The sequence below is a fragment of the Ideonella oryzae genome (genome assembly GCF_024055665.1).
GTDB lineage: Bacteria > Pseudomonadota > Gammaproteobacteria > Burkholderiales > Burkholderiaceae_C > Ideonella > Ideonella oryzae.
Genome location: NZ_JAMXMC010000006.1, coordinates 53,044 through 78,174, shown reverse-complemented (window position 1 = coordinate 78,174; position 25,131 = coordinate 53,044). Strand labels below are relative to the sequence as shown.

Sequence of the window (25,131 nt, the reverse complement as noted above, 5' to 3'; positions counted from 1 at the left end):
GCGGACTCTGTTTCTCAGCCTCTTTGTGGTGTGTCGACGAATGCCGGTGGAATCTCTCGTTCTCTCACACTGGAGATAGTTGCAATGAAAAAATCCTTCCTCGCTCTCGCCGTTCTGGGTACTCTGGCCGGCGTGGCTTCTGCCCAATCGTCGGTGACCATCTACGGCCGCGTGGATGAGTCGTTCGCCAAGCCCGTGGTGACCAAGGACAAGCAGATCGCCGACAACGGCGGCGCTGGTGGTAGCCGCCTGGGCTTCAAGGGCACCGAAGATCTGGGCAATGGCCTGTCGGCCGTGTTCCGCTTCGAGCATGGCTTCAATCCTGACACTGGCACCGCTGCCGCGACCCAATTCTGGAACCGCTATGCCATGGTGGGCCTGTCGTCGACCAAGTACGGCACCCTGTCGCTGGGTCGTCTGGAAAACGGCGCCTGGGATGTGATCACTTCCTTTGATCCGTTCGGTGGTGAAACTGGTGCTGAACTGCGTGACACCGGTTCTGCCCTGCGCATCAAGAACTGGGACGCAGGTGCGTTCGGCAGCACGCTGGACAGCCGTCGCATGGACAACTCGGTCCGCTACGACATCGCTTACCAAGGCTTCAAGGGTTCCGCCTCCATCTCGGAAGCGACTGCTGAAGACAAGCCTTACGCTCTGGGTGGCTCCTACACTGCTGGCCCGCTGTACATCGGTGCTGGCTATGAGAAGCTGTCCGACGACAAGGCCAAGATGTGGATTGTCGGCGGCACCTATGACTTCGGCATGGCCAAGCTGTATGCCAACTACGCCGGCGGCAAGACCAAGGCCGACGATGATGTGAAGGGCTTCCTGGCTGGCGTGACCGTGCCCTACGGCGCACTGCTGTTCAAGGCCGGCTACGCCCAGTCCAAGGTGGACGGTGCCGGTACCTACAAGAAGGGTGGCCTGGGCGTGGACTACAACCTGTCCAAGCGCACCAAGCTGTACGCCGACTATGCCCGCATCGCTGGCGATGTGGGTGTGGACAACGGCCCGGCCGACAAGAACAAGAACGGCTACGACGTCGGTATCCGTCACTCGTTCTGATCGATGCGCTGACCGGGTCTTTCCGGTCGCTGCTTCAGAAAGCCGCCCCTCGGGGCGGCTTTTTCATGCCTGTCTGCTTGTGGCAGGTCTCCCTTGTCAGCGGAGACCTCGCCACTCCCGAAATCAGGGAGGTGGTGAGGAGGCCGAGGAGTGGATGGCCGGCGGTGGTGTCTGGTCAGGCAGCACCAAGGGGGCCCGTTGACCGCATGCGCCCAAGCCGCAGCCCGTCACGCAGCAGAGCAACAGGGTCGGGAACAGGGGCCATCGCCTGCGCAGGCACCCTGTCGTGGCTACACTGAGGTCACGTCCTCTGGTGGATGTGCCCGAAAGATTTGTCATGACCATTTCTGTACTTTCCGATTCGGACTATCACCGCTTGGCATCTGGTGTTCTCGGTACGGTCGAAGCCCAGGTCGATCAGTGGCTGGACCAGGACGTGGTGGACATCGACACGCACCGCACAGGCGGTTTGCTGGAATTGTCATTTCCCAATGGCAGCAAGATTGTGCTGAATATGCAGCCGCCTCTGCACGAAATCTGGCTGGCTGCGCGGGATGGTGGTTTCCATTTTCGATTCGATGGCATGCACTGGGTGGGCACGCGGGATGGGCAGGAGTTTTTCGCCAGCCTGTCGCGTCATGTCTCCGCGCAGGCAGGCTGTGCTCTCGTCTTCCTCCAGCCCGTGTGAACCTCGAGGGCAAATCAGCGGAACAGGTCCAGAATGCCCTTCTTTTCGTCCTGTGAAGGGGGCGCCGGAAGGTGTTCGTCGCCGTTCAGCGCGCTCACACCCTGTCCGTTGGCGAATTCTTCGTAGTACCACTCCCCATTCACATTGACCACACCGGCGGGCGGCGTGTACTCGCTCACTGGGGCGCTCTTGATGGCTGTGGTCATGTACTGAATCCAGACAGGCAACGCAAGGCCGCCCCCCGTTTCCCTGGAGCCCAGTTTCCGTGGGGTGTCATAGCCGATCCACACGACGGCGGCCAGGCTGGGTTGAAACCCGGCAAACCAGGCATCCATGGAATCGTTGGTCGTGCCGGTCTTGCCGAACAGGTCCGGGCGCTTCAGTGTGGCCTGTGCCTTGGCGGCCGTGCCGGAGCGGGCCACCTCCTGCAACAGGCTGTCGATCATGAAGGCGTTGCGGGGTTCGATCACCCGCAGACTGTCCCCCGGTGCGGTCAATCGGGTTTCATGCAGAACACGCCCACGGGCATCGGAGACCTTGGCGATCAGCACGGGATCCACGCGGTAGCCGCCGTTGGCGAACACGCTGTAGGCCACTACCATCTGCATGGGGGTGACGGATCCGGCCCCCAGAGCCATGGTCAGGTAGGGGTCGTGTTTCTCCTTCTCGAACCCGAAGCGGGTGATCCAGTCTCTGGCGTAAGGAACCCCGATCGACTGGAGCACACGGATGGACACCATGTTCTTGGACTTGGCCAGGGCGCGGCGAAGCGTCATCGGGCCATCGAAGGTCCCGTCATAGTTCTTGGGTTCCCAGGGCTGGCTGCCCGTCGTGCCGGCATCGAAGAACAGCGGCGCATCGTTCACCACCGTGGCCGGACCGAAGCCTTTTTCCAGTGCGGCCGAATAGATGAAGGGCTTGAAGCTGGAGCCGGGTTGGCGCCAAGCCTGCGTCACATGGTTGAACTTGTTCTTGTTGAAGTCGAACCCGCCCACCATGGCGTGAATGGCGCCCGTGCCGGGGTCCATGGACACGAACGCACCCTCGACCTCGGGCTGCTGGGTCAAGGTCCACAGTCCCTTCCCGTCCTGCAGCACGCGCACGACGGCCCCACGGCGGATCTGGATCTTGGGGTCTGCCTTGTCAGAGAGGCCGGACTGCACGGGCTTCAAGCCATCGCCGGTGATGGTCACGGTCTCACCGGACTGCAGTGCGGCCACCACCTTGCGTTGGGACGCATCCAGAACGACCGCGGCCTTCAGTTCGTCATTGTCCGGATGGTCTGACAGCGCCTCCGCGATGCGCGCGTCCAGTTCCTTGGGGTCTGCGGGCAGGTCGACAAAGGACTCCGGGCCTCGGTAGTGCTGCCGCTGTTCATAGTCCATCAGTCCTTTGCGCAAGGCACGGTAGGCGACGTTCTGCTCGTCGGATCGAACGGTCAGTTGAACCTGCAGGCCGCGGGTGTAGGTGTCCGGACCGTATTCGGCAAAGATCATCTGCCGGGCCAGCTCGGCCACGTACTCGCCGTGGACCGGGATGTTATTGGGCGTGCGGTACACCATCTTCTGGGCGAGTGCCTCATCTCGCTCCTGGGGTGTGATGAAGCCGTTCTCCAGCATGCGATCGATGATGTAGCGCTGCCGGATGGTGGCCCGTTTCGGGTTCGCAATGGGGTTGTAGGCCGAAGGGGCCTTGGGCAGGCCGGCCAGCATGGCGGCCTCTGCGACCGTCAGGTTCTGCAGTGGCTTGCCGAAATAGATCTCACTGGCGGCGGCGAATCCGTGAGCACGTTGCCCCAGGTAGATCTGGTTCATGTAGATCTCAAGGATCTGATCCTTGCTGAGTTGGCTCTCGATCTTCAAGGCCAGCAGTACTTCGTACAGCTTGCGAGTCAGTGTCTTTTCGGTGGAAAGGTAGAAGTTGCGTGCCACCTGCATGGTGATCGTCGATGCGCCTTGGCTGCCAGCAGCGCCCAACTGGGCCACGCCTGCTCGAAGCACGCCCAGGTAGTCGACGCCACTGTGCTGATAGAAGCGGGCATCCTCGATGGCCAGGACCGCGTCGCGCATGACCTTGGGAATCTGCGCAATGGGCGTGAAATGACGTCGCTCGTCGCCAAATTCACCCATCAGCACGCCGTCCGCGGAATAGACCCGGAGTGGCAGCTTGGGCTGGTAGTCCGTGATGGCGTCCAGCTCGGGCAGGGCGGGATAGGCAACTGCCAGGGCGATGCCGCCGCACAGCGCTGCCGTGGCGATCAGCGCACCGATCAGGCCCAGCAGCCAGAGCAGACCGCGGCCCGCCAGCCTGGCCGACCGCGAGGCCAGGCTGGTCGAGGGGAGTTTCTTGGGGGGAGTGTGTTCAGACTCAGTCATGGAGATCCCGGCGGGCGTGCGGGATTATAAAAATCACGGTTCGAATTCCAGGGCGAGTAGCCCTGTCTCAAGCCTGCCTGAGGGTCGGCTGTGCAGGGGGGGATGTAGCGTTTTCTTACCAAACGCGTCGGTGGTGCAACGATCGGTGGCTCGACTTGACCTGAATTCCTTGTTGCGTCAACGGGCTTGCTGCTAGGATTGAAGTGCCTTCTTAACTTTAACGTGGCCATTCTTGGCCGCTGGAGCCGTCTTTCGTGGGTTTTCTAGAACGCCTTGCAGGCCGGAAACATCCTCAGATGATGGGTCTGGACGTCAGCACCTCCAGCGTGAAGCTGGTGGAGTTGGGCCAGACTGCATCGGGGGACTTGGTGCTCGAGCGGCTGGCCAGCGAGCCCTTTGAGAAGGGCTGGATCGTGGATGGCCAGATCGAGAAGTTTGACGAGGTTGCTGACGCGGTGCGCCGTGTGGTGGCACGCAGCGGGAGCCGCAACCGTCAGGTGGTTCTGGCCATGCCGGCCGCATCGGTCATCACAAAGCGGATTGTGCTGCCTGCCGGCCTGAGGGAAGAGGAAATGGAAGTGCAGGTGGAGGCCGAGGCCCACCAATACATCCCGTTCTCCTTGGACGAAGTCAGCCTGGATTTCTGCGTCATCGGTCCCAATGCGAACTCCGCCGGCGATGTCGATGTCCTGATTGCTGCCTCCCGCAAGGACCGTGTCCAGGACCGTCAGGGGCTGGCGGAAGCGGCGGGGCTGGTGCCGGTGGTGCTGGACATCGAGTCGCATGCGTCTCGCCTCGCCATCGGACGGATCATTGCCGCGCTGCCTGACAAGGGCAAGGACGCCCTGGTGGCGCTGTTTGAACTTGGCGCTGACACCACCAGCCTCAAGGTGCTGCGCGATGAAGAACTTCTCTACGACCGTGACCAGTCGTTTGGTGGCTCTCAACTGACGCAACTCATCTCGCGACAATATGGGTTCTCCTATGAGGAGGCCGAGCAGAAGAAGCTCAGTGGTGACTTGCCCGACGACTACGGCCCCACGCTGTTGACTCCGTTTGTGGACAGCCTGGCGCATGAGATCGGCCGTGCGCTGCAGTACTTCTTCACCAGCACCCCCCACCACAAGGTGCATCAGGTGATGCTGGCTGGCGGAACGGCCGCCATGCCGGGGTTGAGTGACAGGGTCAAGGAGGTGACAGGCTTCAATTGCCGCGTGGTCAACCCCTTTGAAGGTATGAAACTGGGACCAGCGGTGCGTGAAGCCAAGCTCAAGCGCGAAGCGCCCTCCTATCTGACGGCCTGTGGCCTTGCGATGCGGAGGTTTGTGCAGTGATCCTCATCAACCTGTTGCCTCACCGCGAGGCAAAGAGACAAGCTCGCAAGCGAGCCTTCTTCTCGACGCTTGGATTGGCTGCGTTGATTGGCGTCGGCGTGCTGATGCTGTGGTACGGACTGCTGCAGCAGATGATCTCGACCCAGGAGGGTCGAAACACGTTCCTGAAAACCGAAATTGCCCAACTCGACCTCAAGATCAAGGACATTGCCGATCTGAAGGCCGAGATTGAAGCCCTCAAGGCGCGGCAGAGCGCGGTCGAGAACCTCCAGACGGACCGGAATGTTCCGGTCTACCTGCTGAACGAGTTGGTGAAACAGACCCCCGAAGGGGTCTACCTGACGGCGGTTCGGCAATTGGGGTCGGTCGTGACGTTGACGGGTAAGGCTGAGACCAACGAAAGGGTGTCCGAGTTCCTTCGGAATGCGCTTTACAACTCGCCTTGGCTCGAGCGGCCCGAACTGGTCGAAATCAAGGCGGCCACTGGCACCGCAGGTCGGGGCAATGACACGCGCAGGCTGTTCGATTTCTCCATGAAGGTTTACATCAAGCAGCCTGCCGGTGCCGCTGACGCGGCCAGCAAGCCCGCTGCCGGCAAGCCTGCTGCTGGCAAGCAGGCGCCCAAGCCGGCTGCATCGTGAGGTTGTGATGGCGGCAAAAGGTAAGAAGATCGACATCGACCTCGCGGCAGTCTTCAAGACGGCGGCGGCCCAGTTCCAGGGTCTGGATCCCAAAGAGCCGGGGCAGTGGCCCTTCCTGCCGAAGGTGGTGGTTTGGGTTTTGGCGACCCTGCTGGTCATCGGGCTGGGGTGGATGGTCTTGCTCAGCGATGAGGCAGATCGGCTGCAGGCCGAGCGCGGCAAGGAGCCCAAGCTCAAGGCGGAGTACAGCCAAAAACTGGCGCAGGCCGTTAATCTGGGTGAGCTGCGCAAGCAGAAGGAGCAGGTCCAGGAATATGTCACCCAGCTGGAAAAGCAGTTGCCGGGCAAGGCGGAAATGGATGCACTGCTCTCCGACATCAACCAGGCTGGCATCGGCCGTGGTTTGCAGATCGACCTGTTCCGCCCGGGGCAGGTGGCGGTGAAAGACTACTACGCCGAGTTGCCGATCGCGATCAAGGTGTCGGGTCGTTATCACGACATTGGAGCCTTCGCTGGCGACATTGCCAATCTGTCCCGGATCGTGACCCTGCACGATCTGGCCATCACGCCGCCGGGGAAGGACAAGGATGGCTCCTCGGGCAATCTGGTGATGGAGGCCACGGCCCGTACCTACCGCTATCTCGATCCCGCCGAAGTGGCGGAGGTCAGGCGTGCCGCGGATGCGAAGAAGAACGGCGCGAAGAAGGGCAAAAAATGAACCCGCGTTCGCTGATTCCGCTGGGTTGCATCGCGCTGATGCTGACCGCCTGCAGCGGTGAAAACGATGACCTCCGGGCGTGGATGGACCAGCAAGCCCAGGCGGCCAAGCCCAATGTCGAGCCCATCGCTCCTCCGCGCAAGTTCGAGCCAGAGCCCTATGCAGGAGCGGCAGGGCAGGATCCCTTTGGCGTTGGCAAGCTGGTGGCTGGCACGCGACTCAACAGCGCGAGCTCGAATGCGCTGCTGGGTGCGGAGATGAAGCGTCGCAAGGAGCCGCTGGAGGCCTATCCGCTCGATGCCATGACCATGGTGGGTACCGTGATCAAGCAGGGGGCCCCCCATGCTTTGCTGCGCGTGGATGGGCTGCTCCACTATGTCAAGGTGGGTGACTACCTTGGTCAGAATTTCGGCAAGATCACTCGAATCACGGAAACCGAAATCGATCTGCGGGAAATCGCGCAGGACGCCTCCGGTGAATGGATTGAACGCACCAGCACCCTCCAGCTTCAGGAGTCGGGGAAATGAACAACAGGTTGGAGTCTCGCAAGATGCGTGCTTGGATTGCCGCTGCCGTGTTGCTGTCCGCAGGCGTGATCGCCCCGGCATGGGCACAGAGCCAGAACATGATCCGTTCCGTGACCGCCAGCCAGCAGGCCAACGGCGAGGTGGTCCGGGTTGAACTCAGCCAACCCTTGGCGACGCAGCCTTCCGGCTTCGTCATTCAGGCCCCGCCGCGCGTGGCCGTGGATCTGCCGCAGGTCGGCAACGGCCTGGGTGTGGGCAATGTTGAAATCAACCAGGGCAATGTGCGGTCCGTCAGTGTGGCCAGCACGGGGGAACGTACCCGCCTGGTGCTCAACTTGAAGCAGACGGCCACCTACCAGACCCGTGTTCAGGGCAATATCCTGACCATTTCGCTGGATGCCGTCGCGTCGTCGACGGCGGGTGGCGGATCGCAGCCGGTTCACTTCGCGAACAGCCAGAATGCGGACCAACTGGCCATTCGCGATATCGACTTCCGAAGGGGGGCCGATGGCTCCGGTCGGGTGATCGTGGGGCTGGCCAGCACGCAGGTCGGTGTTGACCTGCGTCAGCAGGGACAGAATCTGGTGGTCGATTTCCTGAAGTCGACCTTGCCGGAGAGCCTGCGGCGAAAACTGGATGTGTCCGACTTCGGATCGCCTGTGCAGAGCATCACGACGACGCAGAGCGGGGATCGGGTGCGGATGGTGGTGCACCCCACGGGTGCGTGGGAGCACAGCGCCTACCAGACGGACAACCAGTTCGTTCTGGAGGTCCGCCCCGTGCGCATGGACCCGAACAAGGCAGTTCAGGGCCCGGGCTACCAGGGTGAGAAGCTGTCCCTGAATTTCCAGAACATCGAAGTCCGTGCCTTGTTGCAGGTGATCGCTGATTTCACCAATTTCAATGTGGTGACGAGTGACACCGTGACCGGCAATGTCACGCTGCGTCTGAAGGATGTGCCTTGGGATCAGGCGCTGGACATCATCCTGCAGGCCAAGGGCCTGGGCATGCGCAAGTCGGGCAATGTGCTGTGGATTGCGCCGAAGGAAGAGTTGGCCACCAAGGAGCAGGCGGATCTGGAGGCCAAGAAGAAGATCGCTGACCTTGAGCCGGTCCGCACCCAGTCGTTCCAGCTGAACTACACCAAGGCCGAGGAAGTGGCCAAGGCCCTGATCGGTGATTCCACGTCGACCGGGTCCAGCAGCGGCAAGGCCACCCGCATCCTGACGGAGCGCGGTTCCGTGCTCTACGAAACCCGCACCAACCAGCTTTTCGTGTCGGACATCCCGTCCAAGCTGGAAGAGGTGACGATGATGATCAACAAGATCGACATCCCGGTGCGTCAGGTGTTGATCGAGGCCCGTGTCGTCGAGGCTGACGATACCTTTGGGCGTGCATTGGGGGTGAAACTGGGCGCCAGCGATCTGCGAGGCGTCAATGGCGGCATTCCGGGCTACTCGGTGGGCGGCAGCAACTATGTGACCGTCGGCGGCAACTACAACCAGATCGGCTACCAGACCGGGCAGCAGACCACCAATACCGCCTACAACAACACCCAGTTCGTCAGTCTGCCGGCCAACACCAGTGCGTTCACCACCTCCTCGGCGGCATCGTTTGCCCTGTCGCTCTTCAGTGCTTCGGCCAACCGCTTCCTGAACCTGGAGCTTTCTGCTCTGGAATCCGAAGGGCGGGGCAAGGTGGTGTCCAGTCCGCGGGTGATCACGACGGATCAGACCAAGGCCGAGGTGGAGCAGGGGGTGGAGATTCCCTACCAGCAAGCCACGTCCAGTGGCGCGACCTCGGTGAGCTTCAAGAAGGCCAGTCTGCGTCTGGAAGTCACGCCGCAGATCACGCCCGAAGGCAATGTGATCCTGGCCCTGGAGGTCAACAACGACAGCCGTGGCACCGATACCACCGCCGGTCCGGCCATCAACACCAAGCATGTGAAGACGCAGGTGCTGGTGGAAAACGGTGGCACGGTGGTTATCGGTGGCATCTTCACGCAGCAGGATCGTGATGACGTCAACAAGGTGCCTCTGTTGGGTGACATCCCCGTGTTGGGTTACCTGTTCAAGGACCGCACACGCTACACCACCCGCACTGAGTTGCTGGTGTTCATCACGCCCAAGATCGTGACCGACCGGTCCGCCACCCGATAAGAGACAGGCACTGCTCCGCGGCAGGCAGGGAAACAGCTATGCGATATTCGATTTCAATCGCCACGATGATTCTTGTGGGCACGATGTTCACCGGGTGCGGTGGTGGCAGTGATTCCGCAGCCGGAACTCCGGTCATTGGGGGAGGGGATTCCGGCTCCAGTGGAGACGCGGGATCGGCCATCTCCGTGAGCGTCGGGGCCAGCGACCAGATCACGGACGGAGAGACGACCGAGACCTACACCCAAGAGTTCACTGTGCAGGTGGTCGATTCCAAGGGCTACCCCGTCCAGGGGGCGACGGTCACGCCCACATTGTCGTTGCCATACTTTGCCGTTGGCTACTGGACGGCAGGCAGTTCGGCTTGGACGAGAACGCTCACGGACAATCCCTGCGCCAATGAAGACCTCAATGGCAACAACTCGTTGGATGCTGGCGAGGACACCAACCACAACGGGCAGTTGGATCCTCGTGCCGCGGATGCTTCGGTCAGTTGGGAGACCACGCAGAAGACCGATGCCAATGGGCAGGTGAAGCTGCGGATCCAGTATCTCCAGAGTTCCGCAGGCTGGGTGTACTACGGTCTGAAGGTGACAGCCAAGGTGTCCACCACGGAGGGTTCGGCGACCTTTAGCGACTGGCTGGGTATTCCAGCGGCACAGGTGACGGATGTGTCGACCGCGCTGCCTTTCCAGTACAGCCCCTATGGAACCGAGGCATGCGTCACGCCCAGCACAGCGTCTGCATCTTCCGGGTTGTGAGCGTTGACCGGATCTGTTGCTCTGGTCGGCATGCCCGGCAGTGGCAAGTCCACGGTTGGGCGCCAACTGGCCAGGCTGTTGGGATGGCAACTGCTGGATTCGGATGCTGAGATCGAGCGGGAGCTCGGTCACAGCATCCGTTCTCATTTCGAGCAATACGGCGAAGAGAGCTTTCGGGCGCTTGAAGAGGCCATGATTGCCCGGCTGGCGGCCCGGCCCGGTGTGGTGTTGGCCACGGGCGGGGGCGCGGTCCTGCGCGAGGCCAACCGTGTGGCACTCAGAGCCCACGGCAATACGGTGGTGTATTTGCGGGCCGGGGTGGAGGATCTCGTGCGCCGTCTGCGCCACGATACGCAGCGCCCCCTGTTGCAGGATGTCGATCCTGCCATCCGTCTTCGTCAGTTGTTCACCCAGAGAGACCCGCTCTACCGGGCTGTGGCTGACCATGTGGTCGACACGGGCCGCAGTTCGGTGTCGGCCATTGCTCATCTGCTGGCAATGCAGCTGGAACTGGGAGATTTGGGCGGCAACGCTGCGGCGTCTGCCATTCATAAACCTGGCTCCTCTGACGACCCCGCCGACTCCGCTTAAACTGCCACCCATGGTGGAAGTCATTGAGGGCGTGGCAGCGCGAGTGCCCATCGCGTTGGGGGATCGCAGCTACGAGGTGCTGATTGGCGAGGGGCTGATGACCTCGGAGGTGGCCTGGCAGGGTTTGCCTTCCGCCACGGCCGCCGTGGTTGTCACCAACACCGTGGTCGCGCCTCTGTACGCGGAACGCCTCTGCGGCCATCTGCGCCGTCTCTATCCGCGGGTGGAATGTGTGGTGCTGCCAGACGGCGAGAGCCACAAGGACTGGGTTTCCCTGAACCTGATCTTTGACCACCTGCTGGCCGAACACTGTGATCGCAAGACAGTGCTGGTGGCGCTCGGTGGCGGAGTGATCGGGGACATGACCGGATTTGCGGCCGCCTGCTACATGCGGGGCGTGCCCTTCATCCAGGTGCCCACCACCTTGCTGTCTCAGGTGGATTCCTCGGTGGGTGGCAAGACGGCCATCAACCATCCGCTGGGCAAGAACATGATCGGCGCGTTCTACCAGCCTCAGCGGGTGTTCTGCGACATCAGCACGCTGCAAACTCTGCCTGCTCGGGAGGTCTCGGCCGGTCTGGCCGAGATCATCAAGTACGGTCCGATTGCGGATGCGTCGTTCCTGGCGTGGATCGAGGCCAACATGAACGCCCTGGTGGCGCTGGAACCGCAGGCCATCGTGCATGCCGTGCGGCGGTCCTGCGAGATCAAGGCTTCCGTGGTGTCCGCCGACGAGCGCGAGGGGGGGCTGAGGGCCATCCTGAATTTCGGCCATACCTTCGGCCATGCCATCGAAGCTGGACTGGGTTTTGGCACCTGGTTGCACGGTGAAGCGGTGGGCGCCGGACTGGTGATGGCCGCCGACCTGTCGGCGCGCCTGGGCCTGGTGCCCTCCGACTTTGTCACCCGTCTGCGGAACCTGGTGAGCCGCGCGGGCCTGCCAGTGGCTGGGCCGACACTGTCGGCAGACGAGTACCTGCATCACATGCGTGTGGACAAGAAGGCCGAGGCGGGCGACATCCGCTTCGTGCTCATTGATGGCGTGGGCCGGGCTGTGGTGCGTGCTGCGCCGGAAGCGCTGGTGCGTCAGACGATTGCCGCCTGCACGGCCTGAGTGAAGGTGGATCTCGCGCCCTACGCCTCGGACCCGGCGCGCACCCGCGGGCGGCGACAGGCCGAGACGCCTGCGCCCACCCGCACCGAGTTCCAGCGCGACCGTGATCGAATTGTGCACAGCAGCGCCTTTCGGCGCCTGGTCTACAAGACACAGGTCTTCCTGAACCACGAGGGAGACCTGTTCCGCACCCGGCTGACCCACTCGTTGGAGGTGGCGCAATTGGGGCGGTCGATCGCGCGGAGCCTCGGGCTGAACGAAGACCTGGTGGAGGCCGTGGCACTGGCGCACGATCTGGGCCACACCCCTTTCGGACACGCCGGGCAGGACGCGCTGGACGAGTGCATGCAGGGGCATGGCGGGTTCGAACACAACCTGCAGAGCCTGTGGGTGGTGGATCGGCTGGAGCATCGGTATCCCGAATGGGATGGACTCAACCTGTGCTTCGAGACGCGAGAGGGCATCTTGAAGCGCTGCCCCCTGGCCCTGGCCGAGCGCCTGGAGGCCGAGGAGCCGGGTGGGGTCGGGGGACGCTTTCTGAGGGGGCAGCAGCCGAGTCTGGAGGCGCAACTGACCAATCTGGCCGACGAGATCGCCTACAACGCCCACGACATCGATGACGGGGTGCGTTCCGGGCTGCTCTCAATCGAGCAGTTGCAGGACGTGCCGCTGTTCGCTCAGTTTGCCGGCATGGTGGATGCTGCGCATCCCACACTGAGGACGGGCGAGCCCCGCCGCTTTCTGGCGGAGGTCATCCGGCGCATGCTGTCGCAGCAGGTGTATGACGTCATCGACACCACCCGCACTGCCCTCGCGAAGGCGGGCGTGGGCAGTGCGGACGACGTGCGCCAGACCTCGCCTCTGGTGTCCTTCAGCGAAGACATGAAGTGCGCCAGCGCTGAGCTCAAACGGTACCTCTTTCGGCACCTGTACCGTCACCCGCAGGTGATGGCGACGACAGAGATCGGCCGGACGATGGTTCGGGAACTGTTCGCCGCCTACCGGGCAGCACCGATGGAACTGCCACCTGAGCATCGCGGATCAGATGCAGCGCGGGCGGTCGCCGATTACATCGCCGGCATGACGGACCGCTTTGCCTGCCGTGAACATCGGCGGCTCTACGGGCGGGACCTGTTCGCTCTCGCCGACTGATCTTCGCAGCTCCCTGGCTTGGCTAGACTGGCGCCATGGCGCGCCCTCAACGTCTCTTCCTGTCCGGTCATCCCCACCACGTCATCCAGCGCGGTCACAACCAGGGGCCGATCTTCCTGGACGATGAGGACCGTCGCGCCTACCTGCACCACCTGGGCGAGGTGGCCCGCGAATCGCGGGTGGCGGTGCATGCCTATGCCTTGCGGGACGACCGGGTGCACCTGCTGCTGACCCCGCAAACCGACGGCGCGATCAGCCGGATGATGCAGGCGCTGGGCCGTCGCTACGTGGCGGCCTTCAACCGCCGGCATGGGCGCAGTGGCACCCTGTGGGCCGGGCGTTTTGCCTCTCACCTTGTCGACGAGGGGGCGCTGCTGGACTGTCAGTGCTACATCGAAGGGCAGGATGCACCTTTGGTGCCTACGCCTTGGTCGAGCGCAGCGCACCATCTCGGACTGCAGCACGATCACCTGCTCACCCCCCACAGGGTGGTTTGGGCTTTGGGGAACACACCGTTCGAACGCGAGGCGGCCTACCGAGCTCGTCTCGAGCTGGGCCTGTCTGCATCCACACGGACGGCCATCGAGCAGGCGATGCGTCAGGGCTTGCTGCTCGGCAACGACGCGGCCTGGCAGGCTTTGGAACGCGAGTTGCATCGCCCCCTGCGTCCCCGTCCCCGGGGGCGCCCGCAGGGAAGTGGCAGAAAGCACGCCAGCGACTCTGGAACTAATTAATTTGCCTCATCAAAGGTTGATGCAATTAAATGGTGTCTGACACTATTTAATTCCACTTGTCGGCCCACGGGTTTACGCGCAAACTCGCGAAATTCCACGTTTTCTGCCAAGGAGTGCGCCATGACCCAGGCCACCACGGGATCTGCTGTCCGCAGCGAAATCGAAGCACTTGCCGCCGAAGGCCTCTATCAGCCCGAGGCCGAGAAGGACGCCTGTGGCGTGGGCTTTGTGGCGCACATCAAGGGCAACAAGGATCACCGCATCATCGAGCAGGGCCTGAAGATCCTGGAAAACCTGGACCACCGGGGTGCCGTGGGGGCCGACAAGCTGATGGGCGACGGCGCCGGCATCCTGATCCAGATCCCGGACGACTTCTTCCGCGCGGAAATGGCGGGCCAGGGCGTGGAACTGCCGCCGCCTGGCGAATACGGCGTGGGCATGATCTTCCTGCCCAAGGAGCACGCGTCCCGTCTGGCCTGCGAGCAGGAGCTCGAGCGCGCGATCAAGGCCGAAGGCCAGGTGCTGCTGGGCTGGCGTGACGTGCCGGTGGACCAGGACATGCCCATGTCGCCCACCGTGCGCAAGACCGAGCCGATCATCCGCCAGGTCTTCATTGGCCGCGGCCCGGACATCATCGTGCCCGACGCACTGGAGCGGAAGCTCTACGTCATCCGCAAGACAGCCTCGGCCGCCATCCAGCGTCTGAAGCTGACCCACTCCCGCGAGTACTACGTGCCCAGCATGTCGTGCCGCACCATCATCTACAAGGGCCTGCTGCTGGCCGACCAGGTCGGCAAGTACTACAAGGACCTGCAGGACCCGCGCGCCGTCTCGGCCCTGGCCCTGGTGCACCAGCGCTTCTCCACCAACACCTTCCCCGAGTGGCCGCTGGCCCACCCGTACCGGATGGTGGCCCACAACGGCGAGATCAACACCGTCAAGGGCAACTTCAACTGGATGCGCGCCCGTGAAGGCGTGATGAAGTCGCCGGTGCTGGGCGACGACCTGCCCAAGCTCTACCCGATCAGCTTCGAGGGCCAGTCCGACACCGCCACCTTCGACAACGCGCTCGAGCTGCTGACGATGTCCGGCTACCCGCTGGCCCATGCGGCGATGATGATGATCCCGGAAGCCTGGGAGAACCACGAGCTGATGGACGAGCGCCGTCGCGCCTTCTACGAGTACCACGCCTCGATGATGGAGCCCTGGGACGGCCCGGCCGCCATGGTCTTCACCGACGGCAAGCAGATTGGCGCCACGCTCGACCGCAATGGCCTGCGTCCGGCCCGTTACCTGGTCACCGATGACGACCTCGTGGTCATGGCTTCCGAATCCGGCGTGCTGCCTATCCCGGAGAACAAGATCGTCAAGAAGTGGCGTCTGCAGCCCGGCAAGATGTTCCTGATCGACTTCGAGCAGGGCCGCATCGTCGACGACGCTGAGCTGAAGAACCAGTACGCCAGCGCCCGGCCCTACCGCCAGTGGATCGACAACGTCCGCGTGCGTCTGGACGACGTGCCCGCGCCGGCCGATGCCGGTCCGACGGCCTTCAAGGCCGCGCTGCTGGACCGCCAGCAAGCCTTCGGCTACACCCAGGAAGACGTCAAGTTCCTGATGGCGCCCATGGCCATCAACGGCGAAGAAGGCATCGGCTCGATGGGCAACGACAGCCCGCTGGCCGTGCTGTCCGACAAGAACAAGCCGCTGTACAACTACTTCAAGCAGCTGTTCGCCCAGGTCACGAACCCGCCGATCGACCCGATCCGCGAAGCGATCGTGATGTCGCTCAACAGCTTCATCGGGCCCAAGCCCAACCTGCTGGACATCAACGCGGTCAACCCGCCGATGCGGCTGGAGGTGCACCAGCCGGTCCTGGACTTCCAGGACATGGCGCGCCTGCGCAGCATCGAGGCCGAGACGCACGGCAAGTTCAAGACCTACGAGGTCAACATCACCTACCCGCTGGCCTGGGGCAAGGCCGGTGTGGAGGCCAAGCTGGCCTCGCTGTGCGCCGAGGCGGTGGACGCCATCCAGAGCGGCCACAACATCCTGATCATCACCGACAAGGCGATGGACCGCGACAACGTCGCGATCCCCGCGCTGCTGGCGCTGTCGGCCATCCACCACCACCTGGTGCGTGAAGGCCTGCGCACCTCGGCCGGCCTGGTCGTGGAAACCGGCTCGGCCCGCGAGGTCCACCATTTCGCGGTGCTGGCGGGCTACGGCGCCGAGGCGGTCCACCCCTATCTGGCGCTGGAGTCGCTGCTGGCCATGCACGCCGAGCTGCCGGGGGATCTCTCGGCCGAGAAGGCGATCTACAACTACATCAAGGCGATCGGCAAGGGTCTCTCGAAGATCATGTCGAAGATGGGCGTGTCGACCTACATGTCCTACTGCGGCGCCCAGCTGTTCGAGGCCATCGGTCTGTCCAAGGACCTGGTCACCAAGTACTTCCGCGGCACCGCCACCCAGGTGGAAGGCATCGGCGTGTTCGAGGTGGCCGAGGAGGCGCTGCGCAACCACCGCGCCGCTTTCGGCACCGACCCGGTGCTGGCCGCCATGCTGGAAACCGGCGGCGAGTACGCCTGGCGGGCCCGCGGCGAGGAGCACATGTGGACGCCGGACGCCATCGCCAAGCTGCAGCACAGCACGCGCTCGGGCAAGTTCGAGACCTACAAGGAATACGCCCAGATCATCAACGACCAGAGCAAGCGCCACCTGACGCTGCGTGGCCTGTTCGAGTTCAAGTTCGACCCGGCCAAGGCCATCCCGGTCGACGAGGTCGAACCGGCGGCCGAGATCGTCAAGCGCTTCGCCACCGGTGCCATGTCGCTGGGCTCCATCTCCACCGAGGCCCACAGCACCCTGGCCCTGGCGATGAACCGCATCGGCGGCAAGTCCAACACCGGTGAAGGCGGTGAGGACCCGGCGCGCTACCGCAATGAGCTCAAGGGCATCCCCATCACCGCGGGCACCAAGGTGTCGGACGTGGTCGGCAAGGAGGTCATCGAGGCCGACTACGAGATGAAGGACGGCGACAGCCTGCGCTCGAAGATCAAGCAGGTTGCCTCGGGCCGCTTCGGCGTCACCACTGAGTACCTCGTCTCGGCCGACCAGATCCAGATCAAGATGGCCCAGGGCGCCAAGCCGGGCGAGGGCGGCCAACTGCCGGGTGGCAAGGTGTCCACCTACATCGGCCGGCTGCGCCACTCGGTGCCGGGCGTGGGCCTGATCTCGCCGCCGCCCCACCATGACATCTACTCGATCGAGGACCTGGCCCAGCTGATCCACGACCTGAAGAACGTGAACCCCCAATCCGGCATCAGCGTCAAGCTGGTGTCCGAGGTGGGCGTGGGCACCATCGCCGCGGGTGTGGCCAAGTGCAAGGCCGACCACATCGTGATCGCCGGCCATGACGGTGGCACCGGCGCCTCGCCGTGGAGCTCGATCAAGCATGCCGGCACCCCCTGGGAGCTGGGCCTGGCCGAGACGCAGCAGACCCTGGTGCTCAATCGCCTGCGCGGTCGCGTGCGGGTGCAGGCCGATGGCCAGATGAAGACTGGCCGCGACGTCGTGATCGGCGCGCTGCTGGGGGCTGACGAGTTCGGCTTCGCCACTGCGCCGCTGGTGGTCGAAGGCTGCATCATGATGCGCAAGTGCCACCTGAACACCTGCCCGGTGGGCGTGGCCACGCAGGATCCGGTGCTGCGCCAGAAGTTCTCGGGCAAGCCCGAGCACGTGGTGAACTACTTCTTCTTCGTCGCCGAGGAAGCCCGCCAGATCATGGCCCAGCTGGGCATCCGCACCTTCGACGAGTTGATCGGTCGCGCCGATCTGCTGGACACCAAGAAGGCCATCACCCACTGGAAGGCCAAGGGGCTGGACTTCAGCCGCGTGTTCCACCAGCCCGTGGTGCCGGCCGAGGTGCCGCGCTTCCATGTCGATGCGCAGGAACATGGCCTGGAGAAGGCGCTGGACGTGCGTCTGATCGAGAAGAGCCGCGCGGCCATCGAAAAGGGCGAGAAGGTCCAGTTCATGGACGAGGCGCGCAACGTCAACCGCTCGGTGGGCGCCATGCTGTCGGGCGAACTGATCCGCCACCGCCCGGACGGGTTGCCGGACCACACCCTGTTCATCCAGCTCGAAGGCACGGGTGGCCAGAGCTTTGGTGCTTTTCTGGCGCCGGGCATCACGCTGTACCTGATCGGCGAAGCCAACGACTACACCGGCAAGGGCCTGTCGGGTGGTCGCGTGGTGGTGCGCCCCAGCATCGAGTTCCGCGGGGATTCCACCCACAACATCATCGTGGGCAACACCGCACTGATCGGAGCCACCTCCGGCGAGGCCTTCTTCCGTGGCGTGGCGGGCGAGCGCTTCGGCGTGCGCCTGTCGGGTGCCTCGGCGGTGGTCGAAGGCACGGGCGACCATGGCTGCGAATACATGACCGGTGGCACCGTGGTCGTGCTCGGCAAGACGGGCCGCAACTTCGCTGCCGGCATGTCGGGTGGCCTGGCCTATGTCTATGACGAGGATGGCCTGTTCGCCAAGCGCTGCAACACCGCGATGGTGTCCCTGGACAAGGTGCTGCCGGCGGCCGAGCAGGAAGCCTCGGTCGAGCCGGCCATCTGGCACCGTGGCATGACCGACGAGGCCCTGCTCAAGAAGATGGTCGAGGACCACCACAAGTGGACAGGTTCGCTGCAGGCCCGCCACATCCTGGACCACTGGGCCGAGTCGCGCGCCAAGTTCGTCAAGGTCTTCCCGCACGAGTACAAGCGCGCCCTGGGCGAGATCCATGCCGCCAAGGAGGCCGGCGATGTCCTCGCCAAGGCTAAGGGTGAGAAGAAGGCCGAGAAGACGGCGGCCGCTAAGTAACACGCCCCGAACGCGAGGAATCACATCATGGGAAAAGTCACTGGCTTCCTGGAATTTGAGCGCCTGGAAGAGGGCTACCAGCCGATCGAGAAGCGCCTGAAGAACTACAAGGAATTCGTGATCGGCTTGAAGGCCGACGAGGCCAAGGTGCAGGGCGCGCGCTGCATGGACTGCGGCACCCCGTTCTGCAACAACGGCTGCCCGATCAACAACATCATCCCGGACTTCAACGACCTGGTCTTCAAGGGGCGTTGGGCCGAGGCCTTCGCGGTGCTGTCCAGCACCAACAATTTCCCGGAGTTCACCGGCCGCATCTGCCCGGCACCCTGCGAAGCCGCCTGCACGTTGAACATCAACAACGATGCGGTGGGCATCAAGTCCATCGAGCACGCCATCATCGACCGGGCCTGGGACGAGGGCTGGGTCAAGCCCCTGCCGGCCGAAGTGAAGACCGGCAAGAAGGTGGCCGTCGTCGGCAGCGGGCCGGCCGGCATGGCGGCGGCCCAGCAGCTGGCGCGGGTGGGCCACGCTGTCACGGTGTTCGAGAAGAACGACCGTGTCGGTGGCCTGTTGCGCTACGGCATTCCCGACTTCAAGCTGGACAAGGGCCACATCGACCGCCGCGTCGCCCAGATGGAAGCCGAAGGCGTGGTCTTCCGGACGAGCACGCTGGTGGGCGAGATGCCCGCGGACAGCAAGGTCACCAACTGGGCCAAGGACGTGGTGAGCGCCGAGCAGCTGAAGGCTGAGTTCGACGCCGTGCTGCTGTGCGGCGGCGCCGAGCAGAGCCGCGATCTGCCGGTGCCGGGGCGTGACCTGGACGGTGTGTACTTTGCGATGGAGTTCCTGCCGCAACAGAACAAGGTCAATGCCGGCGACAAGCTCAAGGGCCAGCTGCGCGCGGATGGCAAGCATGTCATCGTGATCGGCGGCGGCGACACCGGCAGCGACTGCGTGGGCACCAGCAACCGCCACGGTGCGGCCAGCGTGACCCAGTTCGAGCTGATGCCCATGCCGCCCGAGCAGGAGAACAAGCCTCTGGTCTGGCCCTACTGGCCGATCAAGCTGCGCACCAGCTCCAGTCACGAGGAAGGTTGTGCCCGTGAGTTTGCGATTGCCACCAAGGAGTTCATCGGCAGCAAGGGCAAGGTCACCGGCCTGAAGACCGTCCACCTGGCGTGGAAGGACGGCAAGATGAGCGAGATCCCGGGGACCGAGAAGGAATACAAGGCTGATCTGGTGCTGCTGGCCATGGGATTTGTTTCGCCGGTGGCCTCCATCCTGGAGTCCTTTGGCGTGGACAAGGATGCCCGCGGCAATGTGCGCGCCACCACCGAGGCCGAAGGTGCCTACCGAACCGGCGTGGACAAGGTGTTTGCCGCGGGCGACATGCGCCGCGGTCAGTCCCTGGTGGTGTGGGCGATCCGCGAGGGCCGGCAGGCGGCGCGCGCGATCGACGAGTACCTGATGGGCAGTTCCGTCCTGCCCCGCTGACCGAGGTCAATCTCCCGATGGAGGCGGCGGCCTCCGTGATCCGGTATCCTACGCATTGACTTCCGGCCCGGTGTGGCCTTGCTGCACCGGGCTTTCTTCTGCGTCAACCAAGGTACCGGCCCCAGGGGGGTCGCACTGGCATTTGTCCGACAACCTGATCGAGATCGACCACGTCACCTTCGCCTATGAAGCTGGCGGCAGGACCATCCTGAACGATGTGTCGCTGAACTTCCGGCGTGGCAAGGTGACGGCCATCCTGGGCGGCTCCGGCTGTGGCAAGACCACGCTGCTGCGCCTCATCGGCGGCATGTTCTCTGTGCTGAGCGGCGAGATTCGCTTTGGTGGCGAGGTGGTGAACGCGCAGGACCAGGCGCAGCTCTACCGCCTGCGCCGTCGCATGGGCCTGCTGTTCCAGTTTGGCGCGCTGTTCACCGACCTGGATGTGTTTGACAACGTGGCCTTCCCGTTGCGCGAGCACACCGACCTGCCCGAAGACATGATCCGGGACATCGTGCTGATGAAGCTGCAGGCCGTGGGCCTGCGCGGCGCAGCGCGGCTGAAGATCAACGAAATTTCCGGCGGCATGGCCCGGCGCATCGCACTGGCCCGCACGGTGGCGCTCGATCCCGAGGTCATCATGTACGACGAGCCTTTCACGGGTCTCGATCCGATCTCGATGGGGGTGACGGCCAACCTGGTGCGCCAGCTCAATGACGCCACCGGTGCCACGACCCTGCTGGTCTCGCACGATGTGCAGGAGAGCTTCGCGATTGCCGACCATGTCTACCTGCTGTCCTCTCAGGGCCGGGTGGTGGCCAGCGGTACGCCGGCGGAACTGAGCAGTTCGGACGATCCCGAGGTGCGACAGTTCATCCGGGGTGAGCCGGATGGCCCGGTGCGCTTCCACTACCCGGCCGACCCGCTGGCCCAGGACCTGGGGCTGACCTCATGACTGAACTGCTCCGCCGCATTGGCGCCGCCACCCTGGTCTGGGTGCGCTCGCTGGGCCATGCGGCCTTCTTCTTCCTGGATCTGCTGCGTCATTCGCCGGCTGCCTTGCGCCGCTTCGGGCTGGTGATCGCCCAGATCCATGCGATTGGCAACCGATCGCTGGCCATCATCTGCGCGTCCGGCGCAGCGGTCGGCTTTGTGCTGGCGCTGCAGCTTTACTACGTGCTCAGCACGTATGGCGCCACCAGTTCGCTGGGCCTGGTGATCAACCTGGCCCTGGTGCGGGAACTGGGGCCGGTGGTGGCCGCCCTGCTGTTTGCCGGGCGGGCGGGCACCTCGCTGACCGCCGAGATCGGCTTGATGAAGGCCGGCGAGCAGCTTTCGGCCATGGAGATGATGGCGGTCGATCCGCGCACGCGGGTGCTGGCCCCCCGCTTCCTGGGCGGGGTGGTGTCCATGCCCCTGCTGGCGGCATTGTTCTGCGCCATCGGCATCCTGGGGGCCTACGTGGTGGCCGTGTGGCTGATCGGGGTCGACGAAGGCAACTTCTGGTCAGCCATGCAGTCCCAGGTGGACGTTTGGCATGACGTGGGCAACGGCATGGTCAAGGCCGTGGTGTTCGGCGTGATCTGCACCTTCGTGGCGCTGTACCAAGGCTATGAAGCCGTCGCCACACCCGGGGGCGTGTCTGTCGCGACGACCCGCGGGGTGGTGATCTCCTCCCTGCTGGTGCTGGCCATGGACTTCGTGCTGACTGCACTGATGTTCCGGACGCATTGAGCTGCGGACCGACGACAAGAGAAACGAGATGAACAAGAAGAGTACGGAAATCCTGGTGGGTCTGTTCGTGGTGCTGGGGGCGCTGGCCATGGTGTTCCTGGCCATGAAGGCCGCCAACCTGACCAGCTTCACCAGTGGTGGGGACGGCTACCTCGTGCAGGCCCGATTCGACAACATCGGCGGCCTCAAGCCCCGCGCGCCGGTCCGTTCGGCCGGGGTGGATGTGGGCCGGGTGCGGTCGATCACGCTGGATCCACAGACCTTTCAGGGGGTGGTGACCATGGAACTGCGCAAGGATGTCCAGTTTCCGAAGGACTCCTCGGCCAAGATCCTGACCTCGGGCCTGTTGGGTGACCAGTACGTTGGCATCGAGCCGGGAGCCGACGAAAAGAACCTCGCCGCTGGCGACATGATCAAGCAGACCCAGTCCGCTCTGGTGCTGGAGAACCTGATCGGTCAGCTGCTGTTCAGCAAGGCGGCCGACGCCGGGACGGCGGCTTCGGGAGCGGAGAAATGATACTGCGCACGGGCATCTTGTGGCTGGCGGCCTGCCTGCCGACCGCGGGCGTCTGGGCTGACGAAGTCTCAGCGCCGACAGAAGCTGCGTCGATGGCAGCGGCGGCTTCGTCGCCCGAGGACGAGGCCGATGCCGACGTCCCGACGGTCAACCCGCGCGACCCCTACGAGTCACTCAACCGCAAGGTCTTCGAGTTCAACGACCAGCTCGATGCCCATGTGCTCAAGCCCGCGGCCGAAACCTACCAGAAGGTGGTTCCAGGCATGGTCCGCACCGGGGTGTCGAACGTGCTGGGCAACCTGGGCGATGTCTGGTCGGCGGTGAACCAGCTGCTGCAGGGCAAGCCCGGTCAGGCCGGTGCAATGACGATGCGGGTGATCACCAACACCTTCTTCGGCATCGGCGGCCTGTTTGACCAAGCCACCGAACTGGGCCTGGAACGCCACAGCGAAGACTTCGGCCAGACCCTGGGGCGCTGGGGCGTCCCGCCCGGACCCTACATCGTGCTGCCCCTGCTGGGGGCATCGACTGCCCGTGACACCGTGGCCACGCCGGTGGATTTGTATGCCTCGATGGACACCCAACTGGTCAGCGGAACTTCGGCGACCCTCGGCGTGTCTGCCGTCAAGGTGGTGAACACCCGGGCCAACCTGCTGGGCGCCAGCCAGTTGCTGGATGAAGTTGCCCTCGATCGTTACAGCTTCTTCCGTGACGCCTACCTGGCCCGCCGTCGCAACCAGGTCTACGACGGCAATCCGCCGGACGACGACGAAAACCCCTGACAACAATTTGTCACGTGGGTGCAGGTGCACGCCAGCCCTGCAGTCAGCGTTGAAGAACCACACGGGCTCGCTGCCCGACACACAAGACAAGGAGCGCCATCCATGACGTCCCACACGCCGCTGTTTCCCCGTACCGCCATCGTGCTGACCATCGCGGCCGCCTCGGCTGTATTGCCCACCTTGCATGCCGAGGCCCTGGCGCCCGACACGATGATTCGCCAGCTCTCGACCGATGTCATCGATTCGGTCAAGGGGGACAAGGCCATTCAGGCGGGGGACATCAGCCGCATCAACGCGCTGGTCGATGCCAAGGTGATGCCGGTGGTCGACTTCCAGCGCATGACGGCCTCGGCCGTGGGGCGTTACTGGCGCACGGCCACCCCCGATCAGAAGAAGCGCCTGCAGGACGAGTTCAAGATCCTGTTGGTGCGCACCTACGCCGGTGCGCTCTCTCAGGTGCGTGACCAGACCGTGGCCCTCAAGCCCCTGCGCGCCGCCCCCACCGACACCGAGGTGGTGGTGCGCACCGAGATCCGCGGCCGGGGTGACCCCATCCAGCTGGACTACCGCCTCGAAAAGGACGGTGACGGCTGGCGCATCTACGACGTGAATGTGCTGGGCGTGTGGCTGGTCGAGCAGTACAAGAACAGCTTTGCCCAGGAGATCAATGCCAGCGGCATCGATGGCCTGATCGGCAAGCTGACCGAGAAGAACAAGGCCGTTCCGGCCAAGGGCTGACATGCTGCACCTGCCTGCCCAGATCACACTGTCCGAGGCTCGCCAGGTCCGGGATGCGCTGTTGTCGCAGATGGCCGCTGAAACCGGCCCCGACCTGACCCTCGATGCCAGTGCGCTGGGGCAGGTCGATTCCGCGACATTGGCCGTGCTGTTGGCCTGCCGACGGCAGGCCCAGGGCCGGCGCTGGGTGGTGCGGGGCGCTCCGGCTCAGCTGGCTGACCTCGCCCGTCTCTATGGCGTCGACGGCCTGCTGGGCCTGCAGCCGCCTCAGTCGTCGGGCGCGTAGCGCCGCAGCCTCAGGTTGCGCTTGATCTCCTGCAGCGTGGGCCGCAGCGCCTGGCCCAGGCGCAGTGCCACGCCGGTGGTCAGGATGTCGACGATGGTCAGGTGCAGCAGGCGCGAAACCATCGGGCTGTAGCGGTCGTAGTCCTCCGGATGGTCGGCCGCCAGCACCGTCTGTCCATGCGATTGCGCCAGGGCGGCCAGCGGAGAGCCACTGGCCGTGATGACGATCAGCGTGGCCCCCTTGCGCAGCCCGACTTCGACGACCTCGATGAGATCGCGGCTGCGGCCGGAGTTGCTGATCGCAACGACGCAATCGCCCGGCCGGAGCATGGTGGCGCTCATCAGTTGCACATGGCCGTCGCTCTGGGCGGTGGCGTTGACGCCCAGGCGGAAGAACTTGTGCTGGGCATCCTGGGCCACGATGCCCGAGTTGCCCATGCCGTAGAACTCCAGCCGGCGCTGGCGACGCACGGTCTCGGTCAGCGCGTCGATGGCCTTTTCGCAGGCGGCCGGCGCCGCTGCATTGCGGTACTTCAGCAGGGCGCTGACCGCGTTGTCGACCACCTTGATGATCAGCTCGGCGGCGCGGTCGTCCTCGTCCACGGCCCGGTGAATGAAGGGCACGCCCTCATTCACCACACCCGCCAGCTTGAGCTTGAAATCCGCCAGGCCGTCATAGCCAATGCTGCGGCAGAAGCGCACCACCGTGGGCTTGCTCACCTCGGCGCGCTCGGCCAAGGTGCCCACCGGCAGAGAAGCAAAGCTGCGAGGATCCTTCAGCAACAGGGCTGCCACCCGTTGTTCGGCCGGAGGCAGGGCAGGCAGCGAGGCCCGGATTCGGTCAAGCATGGTT

General features: G+C 64.1%; 22 protein-coding genes. 20 read left to right on the top strand and 2 right to left on the bottom strand.

Features of this window, described 5'->3' with window-relative positions; all coding sequences use genetic code 11:
• Positions 1-84: 84 nt before the first annotated feature.
• Together M0L44_RS11150 and cyaY are read left to right on the top strand one after the other, a co-directional pair.
• A complete protein-coding gene (locus tag M0L44_RS11150) occupies positions 85-1,065 on the top strand; it encodes a porin (protein ID WP_252769787.1) in 981 nt (326 codons plus the stop codon).
• Between the two features lie 337 nt (positions 1,066-1,402).
• A complete protein-coding gene (gene cyaY / locus M0L44_RS11145; RefSeq protein ID WP_252769786.1) occupies positions 1,403-1,753 on the top strand; it encodes an iron donor protein CyaY in 351 nt (116 codons plus the stop codon).
• Positions 1,754-1,767: 14 nt separating this feature from the next.
• On the opposite strand, the gene M0L44_RS11140 is transcribed toward cyaY, so the two are convergent.
• Positions 1,768-4,128, bottom strand: a complete 2,361-nt coding sequence (locus M0L44_RS11140) for a penicillin-binding protein 1A (RefSeq protein WP_252769785.1) — start codon at positions 4,126-4,128, stop codon at positions 1,768-1,770.
• Positions 4,129-4,424: 296 nt separating this feature from the next.
• On the opposite strand from M0L44_RS11140, the gene M0L44_RS11135 reads away from it, so the two are divergent.
• The 18 genes from M0L44_RS11135 to M0L44_RS11050 all read left to right on the top strand — a co-directional run bounded on the left by M0L44_RS11135 (position 4,425) and on the right by M0L44_RS11050 (position 24,279).
• Positions 4,425-5,462 (top strand): pilus assembly protein PilM, encoded by a 1,038-nt coding sequence (locus tag M0L44_RS11135; RefSeq protein WP_252769784.1) that lies wholly within the window; start codon positions 4,425-4,427, stop codon positions 5,460-5,462.
• The gene (locus M0L44_RS11130) at positions 5,459-6,103 is read left to right on the top strand and encodes a PilN domain-containing protein (RefSeq protein WP_252769783.1); all 645 of its coding nucleotides are present in this window, start codon (positions 5,459-5,461) and stop codon (positions 6,101-6,103) included. Before M0L44_RS11135 ends, M0L44_RS11130 begins: the two co-directional genes overlap by 4 nt.
• 7 nt (positions 6,104-6,110) lie before the next feature.
• Complete coding sequence (locus M0L44_RS11125; protein WP_252770039.1) at positions 6,111-6,821, top strand: type IV pilus inner membrane component PilO; 711 nt, start codon at positions 6,111-6,113, stop codon at positions 6,819-6,821.
• Positions 6,818-7,348, top strand: a complete 531-nt coding sequence (locus M0L44_RS11120) for a pilus assembly protein PilP (RefSeq protein ID WP_252769782.1) — start codon at positions 6,818-6,820, stop codon at positions 7,346-7,348. Before M0L44_RS11125 ends, M0L44_RS11120 begins: the two co-directional genes overlap by 4 nt.
• A complete protein-coding gene (locus M0L44_RS11115; protein WP_435526411.1) occupies positions 7,345-9,507 on the top strand; it encodes a type IV pilus secretin PilQ in 2,163 nt (720 codons plus the stop codon). Before M0L44_RS11120 ends, M0L44_RS11115 begins: the two co-directional genes overlap by 4 nt.
• Positions 9,508-9,545: 38 nt before the next feature.
• Positions 9,546-10,265, top strand: coding sequence for a hypothetical protein (locus M0L44_RS11110; RefSeq protein ID WP_252769781.1), 720 nt, complete (start codon positions 9,546-9,548; stop codon positions 10,263-10,265).
• 3 nt (positions 10,266-10,268) lie between these two features.
• Positions 10,269-10,856, top strand: coding sequence for a shikimate kinase (locus tag M0L44_RS11105; RefSeq protein ID WP_290429049.1), 588 nt, complete (start codon positions 10,269-10,271; stop codon positions 10,854-10,856).
• Between the two features lie 10 nt (positions 10,857-10,866).
• Positions 10,867-11,970, top strand: a complete 1,104-nt coding sequence (gene aroB, locus M0L44_RS11100; RefSeq protein WP_252769780.1) for a 3-dehydroquinate synthase — start codon at positions 10,867-10,869, stop codon at positions 11,968-11,970.
• A 6-nt stretch (positions 11,971-11,976) separates the two neighbouring features.
• A complete protein-coding gene (locus tag M0L44_RS11095) occupies positions 11,977-13,122 on the top strand; it encodes a deoxyguanosinetriphosphate triphosphohydrolase (protein ID WP_252769779.1) in 1,146 nt (381 codons plus the stop codon).
• A 35-nt stretch (positions 13,123-13,157) separates the two neighbouring features.
• Entirely contained in the window at positions 13,158-13,856 is a 699-nt protein-coding gene (locus tag M0L44_RS11090; protein ID WP_252769778.1) for a transposase, read from the top strand.
• 120 nt (positions 13,857-13,976) lie between these two features.
• A complete protein-coding gene (locus M0L44_RS11085) occupies positions 13,977-18,731 on the top strand; it encodes a glutamate synthase-related protein (protein ID WP_252769777.1) in 4,755 nt (1,584 codons plus the stop codon).
• A 27-nt stretch (positions 18,732-18,758) separates the two neighbouring features.
• Positions 18,759-20,225, top strand: coding sequence for a glutamate synthase subunit beta (locus M0L44_RS11080; RefSeq protein WP_252769776.1), 1,467 nt, complete (start codon positions 18,759-18,761; stop codon positions 20,223-20,225).
• Between the two features lie 142 nt (positions 20,226-20,367).
• Positions 20,368-21,177 (top strand): ABC transporter ATP-binding protein, encoded by an 810-nt coding sequence (locus M0L44_RS11075; RefSeq protein ID WP_252769775.1) that lies wholly within the window; start codon positions 20,368-20,370, stop codon positions 21,175-21,177.
• Positions 21,174-21,956, top strand: a complete 783-nt coding sequence (mlaE, locus tag M0L44_RS11070) for a lipid asymmetry maintenance ABC transporter permease subunit MlaE (RefSeq protein ID WP_252769774.1) — start codon at positions 21,174-21,176, stop codon at positions 21,954-21,956. The genes M0L44_RS11075 and mlaE overlap by 4 nt, the downstream gene beginning before the upstream one ends.
• 28 nt (positions 21,957-21,984) lie before the next feature.
• Positions 21,985-22,473 (top strand): outer membrane lipid asymmetry maintenance protein MlaD, encoded by a 489-nt coding sequence (mlaD, locus tag M0L44_RS11065; RefSeq protein ID WP_252769773.1) that lies wholly within the window; start codon positions 21,985-21,987, stop codon positions 22,471-22,473.
• Entirely contained in the window at positions 22,470-23,255 is a 786-nt protein-coding gene (locus M0L44_RS11060) for an MlaA family lipoprotein (RefSeq protein ID WP_252769772.1), read from the top strand. Before mlaD ends, M0L44_RS11060 begins: the two co-directional genes overlap by 4 nt.
• Positions 23,256-23,357: 102 nt before the next feature.
• A complete protein-coding gene (locus tag M0L44_RS11055; RefSeq protein WP_252769771.1) occupies positions 23,358-23,993 on the top strand; it encodes an MlaC/ttg2D family ABC transporter substrate-binding protein in 636 nt (211 codons plus the stop codon).
• Between the two features lies 1 nt (position 23,994).
• Positions 23,995-24,279 carry an STAS domain-containing protein gene (locus tag M0L44_RS11050; protein ID WP_252769770.1) on the top strand — a complete coding sequence of 95 codons (285 nt, stop codon included), beginning with the start codon at positions 23,995-23,997 and terminating at the stop codon, positions 24,277-24,279.
• On the opposite strand, the gene M0L44_RS11045 is transcribed toward M0L44_RS11050, so the two are convergent.
• On the bottom strand, positions 24,261-25,127 hold the full coding sequence (locus M0L44_RS11045) for a MurR/RpiR family transcriptional regulator (protein WP_252769769.1): 867 nt from the start codon (positions 25,125-25,127) through the stop codon (positions 24,261-24,263). The two genes, M0L44_RS11050 and M0L44_RS11045, sit on opposite strands and share 19 nt — an antisense overlap.
• Positions 25,128-25,131 lie beyond the last annotated feature (4 nt).

Bases quoted from the DNA above. Each gene is read 5' to 3' on its own strand.
- M0L44_RS11150 (WP_252769787.1), top strand. From the start codon at position 85: ATGAAAAAATCCTTCCTCGCTCTCGCCGTTCTGGGTACTCTGGCCGGC.
- cyaY (WP_252769786.1), top strand. From the start codon at position 1,403: ATGACCATTTCTGTACTTTCCGATTCGGACTATCACCGCTTGGCATCT.
- M0L44_RS11140 (WP_252769785.1), bottom strand. From the start codon at position 4,128: ATGACTGAGTCTGAACACACTCCCCCCAAGAAACTCCCCTCGACCAGC.
- M0L44_RS11135 (WP_252769784.1), top strand. From the start codon at position 4,425: ATGATGGGTCTGGACGTCAGCACCTCCAGCGTGAAGCTGGTGGAGTTG.
- M0L44_RS11125 (WP_252770039.1), top strand. From the start codon at position 6,111: ATGGCGGCAAAAGGTAAGAAGATCGACATCGACCTCGCGGCAGTCTTC.
- M0L44_RS11120 (WP_252769782.1), top strand. From the start codon at position 6,818: ATGAACCCGCGTTCGCTGATTCCGCTGGGTTGCATCGCGCTGATGCTG.
- M0L44_RS11115 (WP_435526411.1), top strand. From the start codon at position 7,345: ATGAACAACAGGTTGGAGTCTCGCAAGATGCGTGCTTGGATTGCCGCT.
- M0L44_RS11110 (WP_252769781.1), top strand. From the start codon at position 9,546: ATGCGATATTCGATTTCAATCGCCACGATGATTCTTGTGGGCACGATG.
- aroB (WP_252769780.1), top strand. From the start codon at position 10,867: ATGGTGGAAGTCATTGAGGGCGTGGCAGCGCGAGTGCCCATCGCGTTG.
- M0L44_RS11090 (WP_252769778.1), top strand. From the start codon at position 13,158: ATGGCGCGCCCTCAACGTCTCTTCCTGTCCGGTCATCCCCACCACGTC.
- M0L44_RS11085 (WP_252769777.1), top strand. From the start codon at position 13,977: ATGACCCAGGCCACCACGGGATCTGCTGTCCGCAGCGAAATCGAAGCA.
- M0L44_RS11080 (WP_252769776.1), top strand. From the start codon at position 18,759: ATGGGAAAAGTCACTGGCTTCCTGGAATTTGAGCGCCTGGAAGAGGGC.
- mlaE (WP_252769774.1), top strand. From the start codon at position 21,174: ATGACTGAACTGCTCCGCCGCATTGGCGCCGCCACCCTGGTCTGGGTG.
- mlaD (WP_252769773.1), top strand. From the start codon at position 21,985: ATGAACAAGAAGAGTACGGAAATCCTGGTGGGTCTGTTCGTGGTGCTG.
- M0L44_RS11060 (WP_252769772.1), top strand. From the start codon at position 22,470: ATGATACTGCGCACGGGCATCTTGTGGCTGGCGGCCTGCCTGCCGACC.
- M0L44_RS11055 (WP_252769771.1), top strand. From the start codon at position 23,358: ATGACGTCCCACACGCCGCTGTTTCCCCGTACCGCCATCGTGCTGACC.
- M0L44_RS11050 (WP_252769770.1), top strand. From the start codon at position 23,995: ATGCTGCACCTGCCTGCCCAGATCACACTGTCCGAGGCTCGCCAGGTC.
- M0L44_RS11045 (WP_252769769.1), bottom strand. From the start codon at position 25,127: ATGCTTGACCGAATCCGGGCCTCGCTGCCTGCCCTGCCTCCGGCCGAA.